The sequence below is a fragment of the Pseudomonas sp. MF09150 genome (genome assembly GCF_059862355.1).
Map to the genome: position 1 here is coordinate 351,168 of NZ_JCBCUS010000003.1, position 13,961 is coordinate 365,128.

Sequence of the window (13,961 nt, forward strand, 5' to 3'; positions counted from 1 at the left end):
ATGCTGCAGAGCAGGATCCGGCCGGGTGGTGAGTAGAACCGCGCGGTTTAAAGCGTCTTGGCCGAAGCGGGATTGATCATCCGCGCCAGGCCGAGCTTTTTCAGCGCCAGTTGCAGCGAGCTGTGAATAACTTGCGGGTTGTCGATGGTCATCAGCTCGGCCAGCAGTTCCTTGGCCTTGGTCAGGTTGATCTGACGCAGCATCCACTTCACTTTCGGCAGGTTGGTGGCGTTCATCGACAGACTGTCGAACCCCATCGCCATCAGCAGCACCGCTGCCGCCGGATCACCGGCCATCTCACCGCAAATGCTCACCGGCTTGCCTTCGGCATGGGCGTCGCGCACTACGTTTTGCAGGGCTTGCAGCACCGCCGGGTGCAGGTAGTCGTAGAGATCGGCAACCCGCGGGTTGTTGCGGTCCACGGCCAGCAGGTATTGGGTCAGGTCGTTGGAGCCGACCGACAGGAAGTCCACCTGGCGCGCCAGCTCCTTGGTCTGGTAGACCGCAGCCGGAATTTCGATCATGACCCCAATCGGCGGCATCGGCACATCAGTGCCTTCGTCACGCACTTCACCCCAGGCACGGTGGATCAGGTGCAGGGCTTCTTCCAGTTCGTGGGTGCCGGAGATCATCGGCAGCAGAATGCGCAGGTTGTTCAGGCCTTCGCTGGCCTTGAGCATGGCCCGGGTCTGGACCAGGAAGATTTCCGGGTGGTCGAGGGTGACGCGAATGCCGCGCCAGCCGAGGAAGGGGTTGTCTTCCTTGATCGGGAAATAAGACAGTGACTTGTCGCCGCCGATGTCCAGGCTGCGCATCGTCACCGGCTGCGGATGGAAGGCCGCCAGTTGCTCGCGATAAATCGCCAGCTGCTCCTTTTCACTCGGAAAACGCTGATTGATCATGAACGGCACTTCGGTGCGGTACAGGCCCACACCTTCGGCGCCGCGCTTCTGCGCCCGTGCCACATCGGCCAGCAGGCCGGTGTTGACCCACAGCGGCATGCGGTGGCCATCCAGGGTCACGCACGGCAGGTCGCGCAGCGCATCCAGGCCCTGGGCCAGTTGCCGCTCTTCCTCGACCACCTCGGCGAACTGCTTGCGCAGCACATCGCTGGGGTTGGTGTAGACCTCTCCGTGGTAGCCATCGACGATCATCTGGATGCCGTCGACCTTGGAGTAAGGCAGGTCGACCAGGCCCATCACCGTCGGAATCCCCATGGCTCGCGCCAGGATCGCAACGTGGGAGTTGCCCGAACCCAATACCGACACCAGGCCGACCAGCTTGCCTTCCGGCACCTCGCCGAGCATGGCCGGCGTCAGTTCTTCGCTGATCAGGATGGTGTTGTCGGGGTAGACCAGGGTTTGCTGGCGCTCTTCCTGCAGGTAGGCCAGCAGTCGGCGGCCCAGGTCCTTGACGTCGGACGCCCGCTCGCGCAGGTAGGCATCGTCCATCAGCTCAAAGCGGTTGACGTGATCGGTGACCACCTGACGCAGCGCGCCCTGGGCCCACTGACCGGTCTTGATAATGGTGGTGACTTCACTGCCCAGCGAGGCATCGTCGAGCATCATCAGGTAGACGTCGAACAGGGCGCGCTCTTCCGGGCGCAACTGGGTCGCGAGTTTTGCCGACAGTGCGCGCATATCGGCACGCACGCCTTCAATGGCGGTCTTGAACAGCCCGAGCTCGGCATCGATATCGCTGATGGTTTTATCCGGCACCACGTCCAGGTCGGCCGGCGGCAGCATGACCACCGCCGTACCCACTGCGGCACCCGGCGAACCCGGGACGCCGACGAACTTGGCTTCCTGAATCCCCTTGCCCTGGCGCCCCAGGCCGCGGATCGAGCCGGTGGCTTCGGCGTGGGCGATAACCCCCGCCAGCTGCGCGCTCATGGTCACCAGGAAGGCTTCTTCGCCCTCGTCGAACTGGCGACGCTCCTTTTGCTGGATGACCAGCACGCCCACGACCCGGCGGTGGTGGATGATCGGTGCGCCGAGGAAAGAGGCGTAACGCTCCTCACCGGTTTCGGCGAAGTAGCGATAGCGCGGGTGATCGGCGGCATTTTCGAGGTTGAGCGGTTCTTCGCGCGTGCCGACCAGGCCGACCAGACCTTCATTGGGTGCCATGCTGACCTTGCCGATCGAGCGCTTGTTCAAGCCCTCGGTGGCCATCAGGACAAATCGGTTGGTCTCGGGGTCCAGCAGATAGACCGAGCAGACCTGACTGCCCATGGCCTCTTTGACGCGCAATACAATAATCCCTAACGCCGCCTTGAGATCCTTGGCGGAGTTAACTTCCTGGACGATCTTGCGCAGCGTATTGAGCATGGCTCGGGGTCGAACTCCGTCGTCAGTCGCGCGCTAATAGGCGCGGGGCAAGCTCTTTGAGAGCGCGGCGATAAACCTCGCGCTTGAATGTCACCACCTGGCCCAACGGATACCAATAACTGACCCAGCGCCAGCCATCGAATTCCGGTTTACCGGTCAAATCCATCCGCACCCGCTGCTCGTTGGAGATCAGGCGCAGGAGAAACCATTTCTGTTTCTGGCCGATACACAGCGGTTGGCTGTGTGTCCTGACCAGACGTTGCGGCAAACGATAGCGCAACCAGCCCCGGGTGCAGGCGAGAATTTGCACATCTTCGCGCTCCAGGCCCACTTCTTCGTTCAACTCGCGGTACAAGGCGTCTTCCGGAGTCTCCTCGGGGTTGATCCCCCCTTGAGGAAACTGCCAGGCATCTTGATTGATACGGCGAGCCCATAGCACCTGGCCGGCATCATTCGTCAGAATAATCCCGACATTGGGGCGGAAACCATCGGGGTCGATCACGGCAACAACCTCGCAAACGCATGTCGCCGCATTGTTCCACAAAGGTTGTTAAAGCAGCAACGAGGCGGCTTACCTTATGTGCACTCTTGTGAAAAGACCGTATTCTGGACGCCTTTTTCAGCCTTCTGTGAGCGAGTAACTGCAATGCGCCTGGCTTTATTCGACTTGGACAACACGCTTCTGGGCGGTGACAGCGATCACGCCTGGGGCGATTACCTGTGCGAAAGAGGCTTCCTCGACGCCGTCACCTACAAGGCCCTCAACGACGAGTTCTACCAGGATTACCTGGCGGGCAAGCTCGATAACGCCGCCTACCTGAACTTCTGCCTGGAAATTCTCGGCCGCACCGAGATGAGCGTGCTCGATCAATGGCACCGCGACTATATGCGCGACTGCATCGAGCCGATCCTGTTGCCCAAGGCCCTGGCGCTGCTGGCCAAGCACCGCGAGGCCGGCGACAAGCTGGTGATCATCACCGCCACCAACCGCTTCGTCACCGCGCCGATCGCCGAGCGCCTGGGCGTGGAACACCTGATCGCCACCGAATGCGAGATGGTCGACGGCCGCTACAGCGGACGCAGCACCGATGTACCCTGCTTCCGTGAAGGCAAAGTGACACGCCTGAACCGCTGGCTGGAAGAAACCGGCCACACCCTGGACGACAGCTACTTCTACAGCGACTCGATGAACGACCTGCCGCTGCTGGAGCAGGTGGCGAACCCGGTGGCGGTCGACCCCGACCCGAACCTGCTGGCCGAAGCCCAGAAACGTGGCTGGCCCGTGCTCAGCCTGCGAGGCTGATGCCGCTGCCCGGTCCGCTTGAGCACGCGGACCGGGGCCCAGGCCATGCCAGCCATTACGCCGGCTTGGCCACCATCAAATAGAAAATCGCCATGAACGCCAGGAACGCCGGCCAGCCCAGGGCAAACCACCAGCGCATGTAGGTGGCGGCCTTGAGCGGCATCGGCGTGCCGTCGCGCAACGCCTGCTCGGCCATGCGGTGGACCCGGATCTGCAACCAGACCACCGGCAACCAGCAAATACCCGCCAGCACATACAAACCCAGGCTCCACATCAGCCAGCTCTGCCCGATCGACCAACCCGCCAGGTGAATCAGCCCCAGGCCACTCAGCGGCTGGAACACCGCCGTGGTCGCGGTAAACGCCCAGTCGGCGAACACCAGGTGCTTGAAGGTCACAGCGATCACTTCGACCTTGCCGCTGCGCCAGGCACGCAGGGCGTAATAGGCCGAGCCGGCGCCCAGCCCGAACAGAATGGTCGAAGACAGGATGTGCAAGGTTTTAAGCAGCAGGTAAACACTCATCGACGCGGTTCGGTCCAGAGAAGCCAAAGGGTCGCCACCATCAGCACCAGGTTCTTGGCAACGGCGGCATAAGGGTCAAACCAGTAGTGCGGCAGCACCAGGCTGATAAACAGGGTGTAACCCAGCATCAACAGCAGCTGCACCTGCAGGGTTCGTCGCCGCCAGCGCTTGAGCAGCAGCCCGACGCCCAACAGCGCATCGCACAGCGAGCCGCCGACCACCGCCAGCATGGCCATGACGCCGTGGACCCCGGCCTCGCCCATGATCCGCAGCCCCCAGTCGTAACCGGGGCCGATGCACACGGCTGCCGTGCCCAGCCAAATCAACACCATCACTGCCAGCATCAGCGGGCGCAGCGCCAGCTGGCTGCTCTGGCTCGCAGTCGGCCAGTCGTGCAAACGCGTCGGCAGCGGCGCCGCACGGTAGCCGCAGACCGACTCCAGCACCTGCGGATCGGCCAGGTTGTCGCGCTGCGCCATGCGCAGGCTTTGTCGATTCAGGGCACGCCAGCCCAGGCGCTCCCCCAGCCAGGCGCCAACCGCCAGCAGCCCGGACGGCACTTTGATGTAGCGCCCCGGCGCCCAACCCTGGGCCGCGCGCAACTGGTCCAGGACCTGGGCCAAAGTCAGGCACTGCGGGCCCACCAGCGGCAAGACCATGGCCTGCGCCGGCCATTGGCGCAGCAATGCCAGGACCGCGCCACTCAGGTCGTCCACATGCAATGGCTGCGACTGCGCCTTCAGGTCGAGCAGGGCAATCAGCGGCCAGGGCGAGAGCCGGGCCAGCCAGCCACTGCTGGCGCCGCCCTGCCCCAGCACCAGCGAAGGGCGCAGCACCACCGCGTCGATACCCAGTTGCAGCAGATAGTCATCCGCCGCGCCCTTGCTGGCGAGAAAGGCCACGTCCGATTGCGCCGCCGCGCCGAGGGCCGAGATCTGCAATACCCGCACGCCTCGTTGGGCCGCCAGATCAAACAGCGCACGGGCGCCCCGATCCTGGGTCAGCGCCAGCGCCGTGGTGTCGGTAGTCAGCAGCCCGGCTGCGTTGATCAGCAGGTCGACCTGCTCGGGAAAGGCAAAATAAGTCGGGTCCCGGGCCAGCAGGTCGAGGTCCAGGCTGCGCCACTCAACCCCGGGCAACCCAGGCGCCTGGGGCTGGCGACTGGTGGCGATCAATTGATGGCCAGCGGCGTGCAGCGCCGTCAGCAGATGGCGACCGATAAACCCCGTGGCCCCCACCAGAAGGATTTTCATCAGATTCCCCAGTGCGGCTCAGACCGGCTTGGCGCCCATCAACCCGGCGATGGCGAAAAAACACACAAAGCTGAATATCGCCAGCGCCAGGGTGAATTTCAGGCCGCTGGCCGCCTTGGCCAGCCGCAGGCGGTTGAGCCGCACCAGCAACCACAACCAGGCCAGCGCGCCCAGGGTGTAGAGCACGCTGGAGGCGAGGATCCAGGTCTGGCCCAGCGGCCAGCCCACCAGGTGCACCATCCACCAGCCGCTGAAGGGCAGACTCAGGACTCCGAGCGCCATCAGCAACCAGCCGAACAGCCCCGGCCGACGCAGCACCCGGCTGTAAAAGGTGGCGTCACCCCGGTTGCGCCAGACCCAGACCGCCAGGCCCAGGGCGCTGCCCAACAGCAGCACCGTGGCCAGCACATGCAGCAACTTCAGCGTGGTCAATATTTCCATGTCATCTCTTCCTTAGGCCGTGCCCATCAGCGTAGCCGTTCAGCCCAGGAACAGCTGATACGCCGGGTTGTCGCTTTCATCCCAGTACGGGTAGCCGATTTGCGCCAGTGCCGCCGGCACCAGATGACGCTCGGCAGCCGGGACTTGCAGGCCGGCAACCACCCGGCCATCGGCTGCGCCGTGGTTGCGGTAGTGGAACATCGAGATATTCCAGCGCCCGCCCAGCTTGTGCAGGAAGTTGAACAAGGCGCCCGGGCGCTCCGGAAACTCGAAGCGAAACACCACTTCGTCACTGACCTTTTCCGCATGGCCACCGACCATGTAGCGGATATGCAGCTTGGCCAGCTCGTTGTCGGTCAGGTCGATGACTGGGAAGCCCTGCTCGGTCAGGCTGGCGATCAAGGCGCTGCGCGGGTCGTTTTCCGGGTGAGTCTGCACCCCGACGAAAATGTGCGCTTCGCTGCCGGTGTTGTAGCGGTAGTTGAATTCGGTGATCTGGCGCTTGCCGATGGCTTCGCAGAACGCCTTGAAGCTGCCCGGCTTCTCGGGAATGGTCACGGCGATGATGGCTTCACGACCCTCGCCCAACTCGGCGCGCTCGGCGACGTGGCGCAGGCGGTCGAAGTTGACGTTGGCGCCGGAATCGATGGCCACCAGGGTCTGGCCGGTGATGCCACGCTGCTCGACGTACTTCTTGATCCCGGCCACGCCCAGGGCGCCGGCAGGTTCGGTGATCGAGCGGGTATCGTCGTAGATATCCTTGATTGCCGCACAGATCTCGTCGGTGCTGACGGTGATGACTTCGTCGACGTAGTCTTTGCAGATATCGAAGGTGTGCTGGCCGATCTGCGCCACCGCCACGCCATCGGCAAAGATGCCCACGGTCGGCAGCACCACTCGCTCACCGGCGGCCATGGCCGCTTGCAGGCAGTTGGAGTCGTCCGGTTCGACGCCGATGATCTTGATTTCCGGGCGCAGGTACTTCACGTACGCCGCGATGCCGGCGATCAGGCCGCCGCCGCCCACCGGGACAAAGATCGCATCCAGGCGCCCGGGGTGCTGGCGCAGGATTTCCATCGCCACCGTGCCCTGCCCGGCAATGGTGTGCGGATCATCGTAGGGGTGGATGTAGACGTAGCCTTTTTCGTCGACCAGCTTCAGCGAGTAGGCCAGGGCTTCCGGGAAGGAGTCACCGTGCAGCACCACCTTGCCACCGCGCGAACGCACACCTTCGACCTTGATCTCCGGGGTGGTCTTGGGCATCACGATGGTCGCCTTGACCCCCAGGACCTTGGCCGCCAGGGCCAGGCCCTGGGCGTGGTTACCCGCAGAGGCCGTGACCACGCCCCGCGCGCGCTCTGCCTCGCTGAGCTGGGTGAGCTTGTTGTAGGCGCCGCGAATCTTGAACGAGAACACCGGCTGCAAGTCTTCACGCTTGAGCCAGACCTGATTGCCCAGCCGCTCGGAAAGCTGGCGGGCGGTCTGCAGGGGGGTTTCTACGGCAACGTCGTAAACGCGCGAGGTGAGGATCTTTTTGACGTACTGTTCAAGCATCGGAAAGCATCACTGAGCGGGTTGGGCAGGGCCAGGGAGTCTAACCCAGCGTTTGGGCGGGCGACCACACGAAAACAGAGGTTTTGTTGGGTTATACTCGCGCCCCTCTTTACTCCCCGCCCGCTCCGGAGCCCGCATGACCCAGGATCAACTCAAACAGGCAGTGGCCCAGGCCGCCGTCGATTTAATCCTTCCGAAACTCGATGACAAAAGCATCGTCGGGGTCGGCACCGGCTCCACCGCCAACTGCTTTATCGATGCCCTGGCCCAGCACAAGGGCGCCTTCGACGGCGCGGTCGCCAGCTCCGAAGCCACCGCCGCGCGCCTCAAGGGCCACGGGATTCCGGTGTATGAGCTCAACACCGTCAGCGACCTGGAGTTCTACGTCGACGGCGCCGACGAAAGCGACGCGCACCTGAACCTGATCAAGGGCGGTGGCGCGGCCCTGACGCGCGAGAAGATCGTGGCCGCCGTGGCCAAGACCTTCATCTGCATCGCCGACGCCAGCAAGCTGGTCTCGGTGCTGGGCGCCTTCCCGCTGCCGGTGGAAGTGATCCCCATGGCCCGCAGCCACGTGGCCCGCGAGCTGGTTAAGCTCGGCGGCGACCCGGTGTACCGCGAGGGTGTGCTGACCGATAACGGCAACATCATCCTCGACGTGTTCAACATGCAGATCACCAACCCAGTGGAGCTGGAGCGCCAGATCAACGCCATCGTCGGCGTGGTCACCAACGGCCTGTTCGCCGCGCGCCCGGCCGACGTACTGCTGCTGGGCACCAGCGAAGGCGTGAAAACCCTCAAGGCCTGATCCCGCAGTCGCCTGCCGGCGCTGACCCTTGAATGGGGCCAGCGTCGGCAGGCTCGCCTTACAATGCGGGTTTCTTGAACACGTAGAACAGGTTCGGCTCACTCACCAGGTACAGGCTGCCATCGTCATCCATGGCGATCCCTTCCGCCTGCGGCACTGTCGCCCGCAACCCCTGCTGACCCTTGGTCAGGGACAGGGTGCTCAGCGGTCGCCCGTCGACATCCAGCTCCAGCACCAACCGCGACTCATCCGACAGCGCCAGCAAATGCCCGGTGCGTTCGTCGTACTGCAGGCTGGACAGGTCACGGACAAACATCCCGGCATCGCGCTTGGGGTTGTTGACCACGTGCACCGCGTAGGACTTTTCCGGATTGTAGTGAGGAAAGCCCTGCACCTCATAGATCAACATCGGATCACGTTCCTTGGCGACGAACAGGCGCTTGCCCACCGAGTCGTACGCCAAACCTTCAAACCCCTTGTTGCTGCTCATGTGCACACCCAGGGTCATTTGCTCGGCGTCGGCCGCATCGAGAAACTGCGTATCGTCCTCAAGGTGGATCTTGATCAGGCGCTGCCGGCGCTCGTCCGTCAGCACGTAAGTGTCGGCGCTGATGAACTCCACCGCCTCCGGATCGCCAAAGCCGACCAGGGCCACCCGGCGCAGGATCTGCCCCTCGAGCGACAGCTCGATCAGTTCGGCATTCTTGTTGGTGACGGTAAACAGGCTCTTGCGCACCGGGTCGTAGGTCAGTGCCGACACGTCGTCGTCCAGGCCCGGAATCTGTTGTGCCTCGATCTCCACCCGATAATCACCCAGGCCGATGGAACGGGCATCGGCCGGTTGCCACAGGCCTTGCACATTGAACCAGGCGCGCTCGAACAATCGGTACTGCTGGGCGGCGACGCCGACCAGCAACAGAGCGACCAGGCACAGCATCAGGGAAAGGGCTTTGGGACGGGCAAGTCGGCGCATTCAGGCAAGCTCGGGATCAGGACGGACGGATGAAATATCACGCCTGACTGAATTTAAACTTAATTGCCCGGGGTGTCTGGCCCGCCTTGCCATCACCGCAGGGCGCAGCCGTGTGACTCAGCGCTTCTCGAAGCGGTAAAAAAGGTCGGGCTCGCTGACCATGTACAACACACCGGCGTCGTCCATGGCCACGCCCTCGGCGCGGGGAATGGTGCTCTTCAAACCGTTGAAACCGCCCAGCAGGGTCATGAAGCTGACCTGCTCACCGGCTTCGTCCAGCTCCAGCAACAGATGGGAATCGGCGGACAGGACCAGGGTGTGACCGGTGCGCGGGTCGATGCCCAGGGCCGACAGGTTGCGCAGGTCCAGCTCGTCACTGGCCAGCTTCTGCTTGTCCCCCTTGAGCACCTGGCTGCCGTCGCTGCTCCAGGTGAACAGCGCCGGCGGCCGCTCCTCGCCCAGCAGCAGCTGCTGCTTGCGCGGGTTCCAGGCGATGGCTTCAAAGGCTTTGTTCTGGTCTTTCGAAGGGCCCAGGTCGTATCTGGGGAAGTCAGCGATGTTCAGTTCGCGGGTGCTGGCGTCGACCTTGACGATGGTCAGCAGGTGCTGGCGTTCGTCGACGATGGCCAACAGCCCGTTTTCCAACGCCGCCACGCCTTCCGGATTGCCCCAGCCCACCAGCGGCATCTTGCGCAGCACATCGCCCTGCAGGCTCAACTCCACCAGGAACGGGTTCTTGCCCATCACCGAAAACAGGGTCTTGGTCTGCGGGTTATAGGTCAGATCGGAGGCCTCGTCCTTCTCCATACCCGGCAGCACCTTGGCATCGATCACCGCACGGTAGTCGGGCAACCACACGCTTTCCTGGCGCTCCACAGGCGTTTCAAACCCCTCCTGGACCCACAACCAGCCGCGATCATCCCAATGCATGGCGTACGCCAGGCCGTAGACGATCACGCCTACCAGCAGCAACCAAGAATACCAGCGCATGACGAAGCGCGAGCGGTGAGCGGTTTTGAGTTTGGGAAGGGGATGCACGGCCATCAATGACATTCCAGAAAATCAGTCATTTGTAATAGCACACGGGATAAGGATCCATGCACCTTGGGCGGGTATTTATCCAGACAAGATGTGAAAAAAATGCCAAACACCCAGGGCGAGTGCTTGCAGGCTGGCGCGACCCAATCAGGAACGGCCAGCCCGGACGATCGGCAGCGAAGGCTCAGCGAACGCTGCTGCTGAAGGAGCTGGCACCCGGAAGCTCCAGGACCAACTCGTCACCGACATTCAGCGGACCGACGCCCACCGGCGTGCCGGTCAGGATCACATCGCCGGCCTGCAGCGAGAAGCAACCGGCCATGTGCTGGATCATCGGCACGATGGGGTTGAGCATCGCGCTGCTGTTACCGTCCTGGCGAACTTCACCGTTGATGGTCAGGCGGATGCCGATGTCGGTCAGGTCGGCGAATGTGCTGCTGACCACGAACGGTGCCAGGACCGCCGCGCCGTCGAACGACTTGGCGATTTCCCAGGGCAGGCCCTTGGCCTTGAGCTCGGACTGCTTGTCACGCAGGGTCAGGTCCAGGGCCGGGGCGAAACCGGAAATCGCATCCAGCACCTCTTCGCGGCTGGGCTTGGTCGACAGCGGCTTGCCGATCAACACGGCGATTTCCGCCTCGTAGTGCACCGAGCCACGCTCGGTCGGAATGCTGAACCCGCCTTCCAGCGCCACTACACAACTGCCCGGCTTGATAAACAGCAGCGGTTCGGTGGGCACCGGGTTGTCCAGTTCCTTGGCGTGCTCGGCGTAGTTGCGGCCGATACATACCACCTTGCCTACCGGGAAGTGGATTTTCGTACCGTCGACATATTGGTGCTGATAGCTCATTACCGACTCCTGCTCGTTGGGTTCTTCAGGGACTGCGGCTTCAAACGGCGAAAATCTTGCCCGGGTTCATGATCCCGTTCGGATCGAACACGGCCTTGACTGCTTTCATGTACTCGATCTCGACCGCAGAGCGGCTGTAGGTCAGGTAATCGCGCTTGGTCATGCCCACGCCGTGTTCGGCGGAAATCGAACCGTTGTACTTCTCGACGGTTTCGAACACCCACTTGTTGACCGTGGCGCACTTGGCGAAAAACTCGTCCTTGCTCAAGTTGTCCGGCTTGAGGATGTTCAAGTGCAGGTTGCCGTCGCCGATATGGCCAAACCAGACGATTTCGAAGTCCGGGTAGTGTTCGCCGACGATCGCGTCGATTTCCTTCAGGAAAGCCGGCACTTTCGACACGGTGACCGAAATGTCGTTTTTGTACGGGGTCCAGTGGGAAATGGTCTCGGAGATGTACTCACGCAGCTTCCACAGGTTGTGCAACTGGGTTTCGCTCTGGCTCATCACGCCATCCAGCACCCAGCCCTGCTCAACGCAGTGCTCGAAGGTTTCCAGGGCGTGGTTGGCCACTTCTTCAGTGGTCGCTTCGAATTCCAGCAGGGCGTAGAAGGGGCAGTCGGATTCGAACGGCGCCGGTACATCACCCCGGGCCATGACCTTGGCCAGGGCCTTGTCGGAGAAGAACTCGAACGCGGTCAGATCGAGCTTGCTCTGGAAGGCGTGCAGCACCGGCATGATCGAGTCGAAATCGGCGGTGCCCAGCACCATCGCGGTGAGGTTCTTCGGCGCACGATCCAGGCGCATGGTGGCCTCGACCACAAAACCCAGGGTGCCTTCAGCGCCGATGAACAGCTGACGCAGGTCGTAGCCCGTGGCGTTCTTGATCAGGTCCTTGTTCAGCTCCAGCAGGTCGCCCTTGCCGGTGACGACTTTCATGCCGGCGACCCAGTTACGGGTCATGCCGTAGCGAATAACCTTGATCCCGCCGGCATTGGTGCCGATATTGCCGCCAATCTGGCTGGAACCGGCAGAGGCGAAGTCCACGGGGTAGTACAGGCCCTTGTCGCTGGCCAGGTTCTGCAACTGTTCGGTGACCACGCCGGGCTGGCAGACTGCCGTACGGTCGGTGAGGTTCACGTCGAGGATCTGGTTCATGTAGTCGAAGGACACCACCACTTCACCATTGGCCGCCACCGCAGCAGCGGAAAGCCCGGTGCGTCCGCCCGACGGCACCAGCGCGATCTTGTGCTGATTGGCCCAGCGCACGATGGCCTGAACCTGCTCAGTGGTCTTGGGAAACACAATGGCCGTGGGGGCCGGAGCGAAATGCTTGGTCCAATCCTTGCCATAAGCATTCAGGGAGTCGGCATCGGTCAGCACCTTGCCAGGCTCAACCAGGGTCTTCAGCTCATCAATCAGGGCAGGATTGGTCATCGACAGAACTCTCGAACAATTCATGGTCATCCTGAGAACGCTTCACGTCGCAGGAATGAGTGTTTAGCGGGGTGCGTATGCTAGCATACCGCCCCCGCAGGGTAGTGCCCAAAGGCGCTCTGCGGTGACGGCTTTCCTGCCGTCCGGGTCAGCTATCGCTGTCCGATTCCCTGCCATTTTTCTCCGGGACACAGGTTTACGCAGATGAGCAAGACTTCTCTCGATAAGAGCAAGATCAAGTTCCTTCTTCTCGAAGGCGTCCACCAATCCGCTGTCGACGTCCTCAAGGCCGCCGGCTACACCAGCATCGAGTACCTCACGGGCTCCTTGCCGGAAGCCCAGCTCAAGGAAAAGATCGCTGACGCTCACTTCATCGGCATCCGTTCCCGCACGCAACTGACTGAAGAGATCTTCGACCACGCGAAGAAACTGGTCGCGGTCGGCTGTTTCTGCATCGGCACCAACCAGGTTGACCTCAACGCCGCTCGCGAGCGCGGGATTGCGGTGTTCAACGCGCCGTACTCCAACACCCGTTCGGTTGCCGAGCTGGTATTGGCCGAGGCGATCCTGCTGCTGCGCGGCATCCCGGAGAAGAACGCTTCCTGCCACCGTGGTGGCTGGATCAAAAGCGCTGCCAACTCGTTCGAGATCCGCGGCAAGAAGCTGGGCATCGTCGGCTACGGTTCGATCGGTACGCAGTTGTCGGTCCTGGCCGAAGGCCTGGGCATGCAGGTGTTCTTCTACGACACCGTGACCAAGCTGCCGCTGGGTAACGCGACCCAGGTTGGCAAGCTGCACGACCTGCTGGCCATGTCCGACATCGTGACCCTGCACGTTCCGGAAACCGCTGCGACCCAGTGGATGATCGGCGAGAAGGAAATCCGCGCCATCAAGAAGGGCGGGATCCTGATCAACGCAGCACGCGGCACCGTGGTTGAGCTGGACCACCTGGCCGCCGCGATCAAGGACAAGCACCTGATCGGCGCCGCCATCGACGTATTCCCGGTGGAGCCGCGCTCCAACGATGAAGAGTTCGAAAGCCCGCTGCGTGGCCTGGACAACGTGATCCTGACCCCGCACATCGGTGGCTCCACTGCTGAAGCCCAGGCCAACATTGGCCTGGAAGTGGCAGAGAAACTGGTCAAGTACAGCGACAACGGTACGTCGGTGTCCTCGGTCAACTTCCCGGAAGTGGCCCTGCCGGCTCACCCGGGCAAGCACCGCCTGCTGCACATCCACGAGAACATCCCGGGTGTGATGAGCGAGATCAACAAGGTCTTCGCCGAAAACGGCATCAACATCTCCGGTCAGTTCCTGCAGACCAACGAGAAAGTCGGTTACGTGGTAATCGACGTCGACGCCGAGTACTCGGACCTGGCGCAAGAGAAGCTGCAACACATCAACGGCACCATCCGTTGCCGCGTGTTGTTCTAAGCGTTCAGCGCTGGACTAAAAA

The 13,961-nt window shown here is 62.5% G+C and carries 13 protein-coding genes; 3 read left to right on the top strand and 10 right to left on the bottom strand.

From position 1 onward, the window contains the following. Positions 1-47: 47 nt before the first annotated feature. On the bottom strand, positions 48-2,327 hold the full coding sequence (gene ptsP / locus AC19YX_RS14490) for a phosphoenolpyruvate--protein phosphotransferase (protein WP_020295866.1): 2,280 nt from the start codon (positions 2,325-2,327) through the stop codon (positions 48-50). A gap of 22 nt (positions 2,328-2,349) precedes the next feature. Continuing rightward, positions 2,350-2,829 carry an RNA pyrophosphohydrolase gene (locus tag AC19YX_RS14495; RefSeq protein ID WP_007927344.1) on the bottom strand — a complete coding sequence of 160 codons (480 nt, stop codon included), beginning with the start codon at positions 2,827-2,829 and terminating at the stop codon, positions 2,350-2,352. 144 nt (positions 2,830-2,973) lie between these two features. Between AC19YX_RS14495 and AC19YX_RS14500 the strand changes: the two genes are divergently transcribed. Then, the gene (locus AC19YX_RS14500; protein WP_500606508.1) at positions 2,974-3,630 is read left to right on the top strand and encodes a histidinol-phosphatase; all 657 of its coding nucleotides are present in this window, start codon (positions 2,974-2,976) and stop codon (positions 3,628-3,630) included. A 55-nt stretch (positions 3,631-3,685) separates the two neighbouring features. Here the strand turns inward: AC19YX_RS14500 and AC19YX_RS14505 are convergent, their stop codons facing one another. Genes AC19YX_RS14505 through ilvA form a run of 4 tightly spaced genes read right to left on the bottom strand, consistent with a single transcriptional unit; the run spans position 3,686 to position 7,401 of the window. Beyond that, a complete protein-coding gene (locus AC19YX_RS14505; protein WP_078470567.1) occupies positions 3,686-4,153 on the bottom strand; it encodes a DUF2269 family protein in 468 nt (155 codons plus the stop codon). After that, on the bottom strand, positions 4,150-5,406 hold the full coding sequence (locus tag AC19YX_RS14510) for an SDR family oxidoreductase (RefSeq protein WP_500606509.1): 1,257 nt from the start codon (positions 5,404-5,406) through the stop codon (positions 4,150-4,152). The genes AC19YX_RS14505 and AC19YX_RS14510 overlap by 4 nt, the downstream gene beginning before the upstream one ends. Before the next feature lie 18 nt (positions 5,407-5,424). Continuing rightward, the gene (locus AC19YX_RS14515; protein ID WP_201128453.1) at positions 5,425-5,847 is read right to left on the bottom strand and encodes a DUF2269 family protein; all 423 of its coding nucleotides are present in this window, start codon (positions 5,845-5,847) and stop codon (positions 5,425-5,427) included. Positions 5,848-5,886: 39 nt separating this feature from the next. Then, on the bottom strand, positions 5,887-7,401 hold the full coding sequence (ilvA, locus tag AC19YX_RS14520; RefSeq protein ID WP_020295871.1) for a threonine ammonia-lyase, biosynthetic: 1,515 nt from the start codon (positions 7,399-7,401) through the stop codon (positions 5,887-5,889). A gap of 136 nt (positions 7,402-7,537) precedes the next feature. Here ilvA and rpiA point away from each other — a divergent pair, with 136 nt between their 5' ends. Beyond that, the gene (gene rpiA, locus AC19YX_RS14525; protein WP_078470564.1) at positions 7,538-8,209 is read left to right on the top strand and encodes a ribose-5-phosphate isomerase RpiA; all 672 of its coding nucleotides are present in this window, start codon (positions 7,538-7,540) and stop codon (positions 8,207-8,209) included. A 58-nt stretch (positions 8,210-8,267) separates the two neighbouring features. Here the strand turns inward: rpiA and AC19YX_RS14530 are convergent, their stop codons facing one another. The 4 genes from AC19YX_RS14530 to AC19YX_RS14545 all read right to left on the bottom strand — a co-directional run bounded on the left by AC19YX_RS14530 (position 8,268) and on the right by AC19YX_RS14545 (position 12,505). Next, the gene (locus tag AC19YX_RS14530; protein ID WP_078470563.1) at positions 8,268-9,182 is read right to left on the bottom strand and encodes an SdiA-regulated domain-containing protein; all 915 of its coding nucleotides are present in this window, start codon (positions 9,180-9,182) and stop codon (positions 8,268-8,270) included. Between the two features lie 117 nt (positions 9,183-9,299). Then, positions 9,300-10,226, bottom strand: coding sequence for an SdiA-regulated domain-containing protein (locus tag AC19YX_RS14535; RefSeq protein WP_500606510.1), 927 nt, complete (start codon positions 10,224-10,226; stop codon positions 9,300-9,302). A 178-nt stretch (positions 10,227-10,404) separates the two neighbouring features. Next, positions 10,405-11,070: a fumarylacetoacetate hydrolase family protein gene (locus AC19YX_RS14540; protein ID WP_078470561.1), complete on the bottom strand. Its 666-nt coding sequence runs from the start codon at positions 11,068-11,070 to the stop codon at positions 10,405-10,407. Positions 11,071-11,110: 40 nt separating this feature from the next. Next, complete coding sequence (locus AC19YX_RS14545) at positions 11,111-12,505, bottom strand: D-2-hydroxyglutarate dehydrogenase (RefSeq protein WP_078470560.1); 1,395 nt, start codon at positions 12,503-12,505, stop codon at positions 11,111-11,113. Positions 12,506-12,709: 204 nt separating this feature from the next. Between AC19YX_RS14545 and serA the strand changes: the two genes are divergently transcribed. Continuing rightward, positions 12,710-13,939, top strand: coding sequence for a phosphoglycerate dehydrogenase (gene serA / locus AC19YX_RS14550; RefSeq protein WP_020295877.1), 1,230 nt, complete (start codon positions 12,710-12,712; stop codon positions 13,937-13,939). Positions 13,940-13,961: the final 22 nt, after the last annotated feature.

Excerpts from the sequence above, each read along its gene's own strand:
- AC19YX_RS14540 (WP_078470561.1), bottom strand. The coding sequence starts at position 11,070 with ATGAGCTATCAGCACCAATATGTCGACGGTACGAAAATCCACTTCCCG.
- AC19YX_RS14545 (WP_078470560.1), bottom strand. The coding sequence starts at position 12,505 with ATGACCAATCCTGCCCTGATTGATGAGCTGAAGACCCTGGTTGAGCCT.
- AC19YX_RS14535 (WP_500606510.1), bottom strand. The coding sequence starts at position 10,226 with ATGGCCGTGCATCCCCTTCCCAAACTCAAAACCGCTCACCGCTCGCGC.
- AC19YX_RS14530 (WP_078470563.1), bottom strand. The coding sequence starts at position 9,182 with ATGCGCCGACTTGCCCGTCCCAAAGCCCTTTCCCTGATGCTGTGCCTG.
- rpiA (WP_078470564.1), top strand. The coding sequence starts at position 7,538 with ATGACCCAGGATCAACTCAAACAGGCAGTGGCCCAGGCCGCCGTCGAT.
- AC19YX_RS14515 (WP_201128453.1), bottom strand. The coding sequence starts at position 5,847 with ATGGAAATATTGACCACGCTGAAGTTGCTGCATGTGCTGGCCACGGTG.
- ptsP (WP_020295866.1), bottom strand. The coding sequence starts at position 2,327 with ATGCTCAATACGCTGCGCAAGATCGTCCAGGAAGTTAACTCCGCCAAG.
- serA (WP_020295877.1), top strand. The coding sequence starts at position 12,710 with ATGAGCAAGACTTCTCTCGATAAGAGCAAGATCAAGTTCCTTCTTCTC.
- ilvA (WP_020295871.1), bottom strand. The coding sequence starts at position 7,401 with ATGCTTGAACAGTACGTCAAAAAGATCCTCACCTCGCGCGTTTACGAC.
- AC19YX_RS14500 (WP_500606508.1), top strand. The coding sequence starts at position 2,974 with ATGCGCCTGGCTTTATTCGACTTGGACAACACGCTTCTGGGCGGTGAC.
- AC19YX_RS14505 (WP_078470567.1), bottom strand. The coding sequence starts at position 4,153 with ATGAGTGTTTACCTGCTGCTTAAAACCTTGCACATCCTGTCTTCGACC.
- AC19YX_RS14510 (WP_500606509.1), bottom strand. The coding sequence starts at position 5,406 with ATGAAAATCCTTCTGGTGGGGGCCACGGGGTTTATCGGTCGCCATCTG.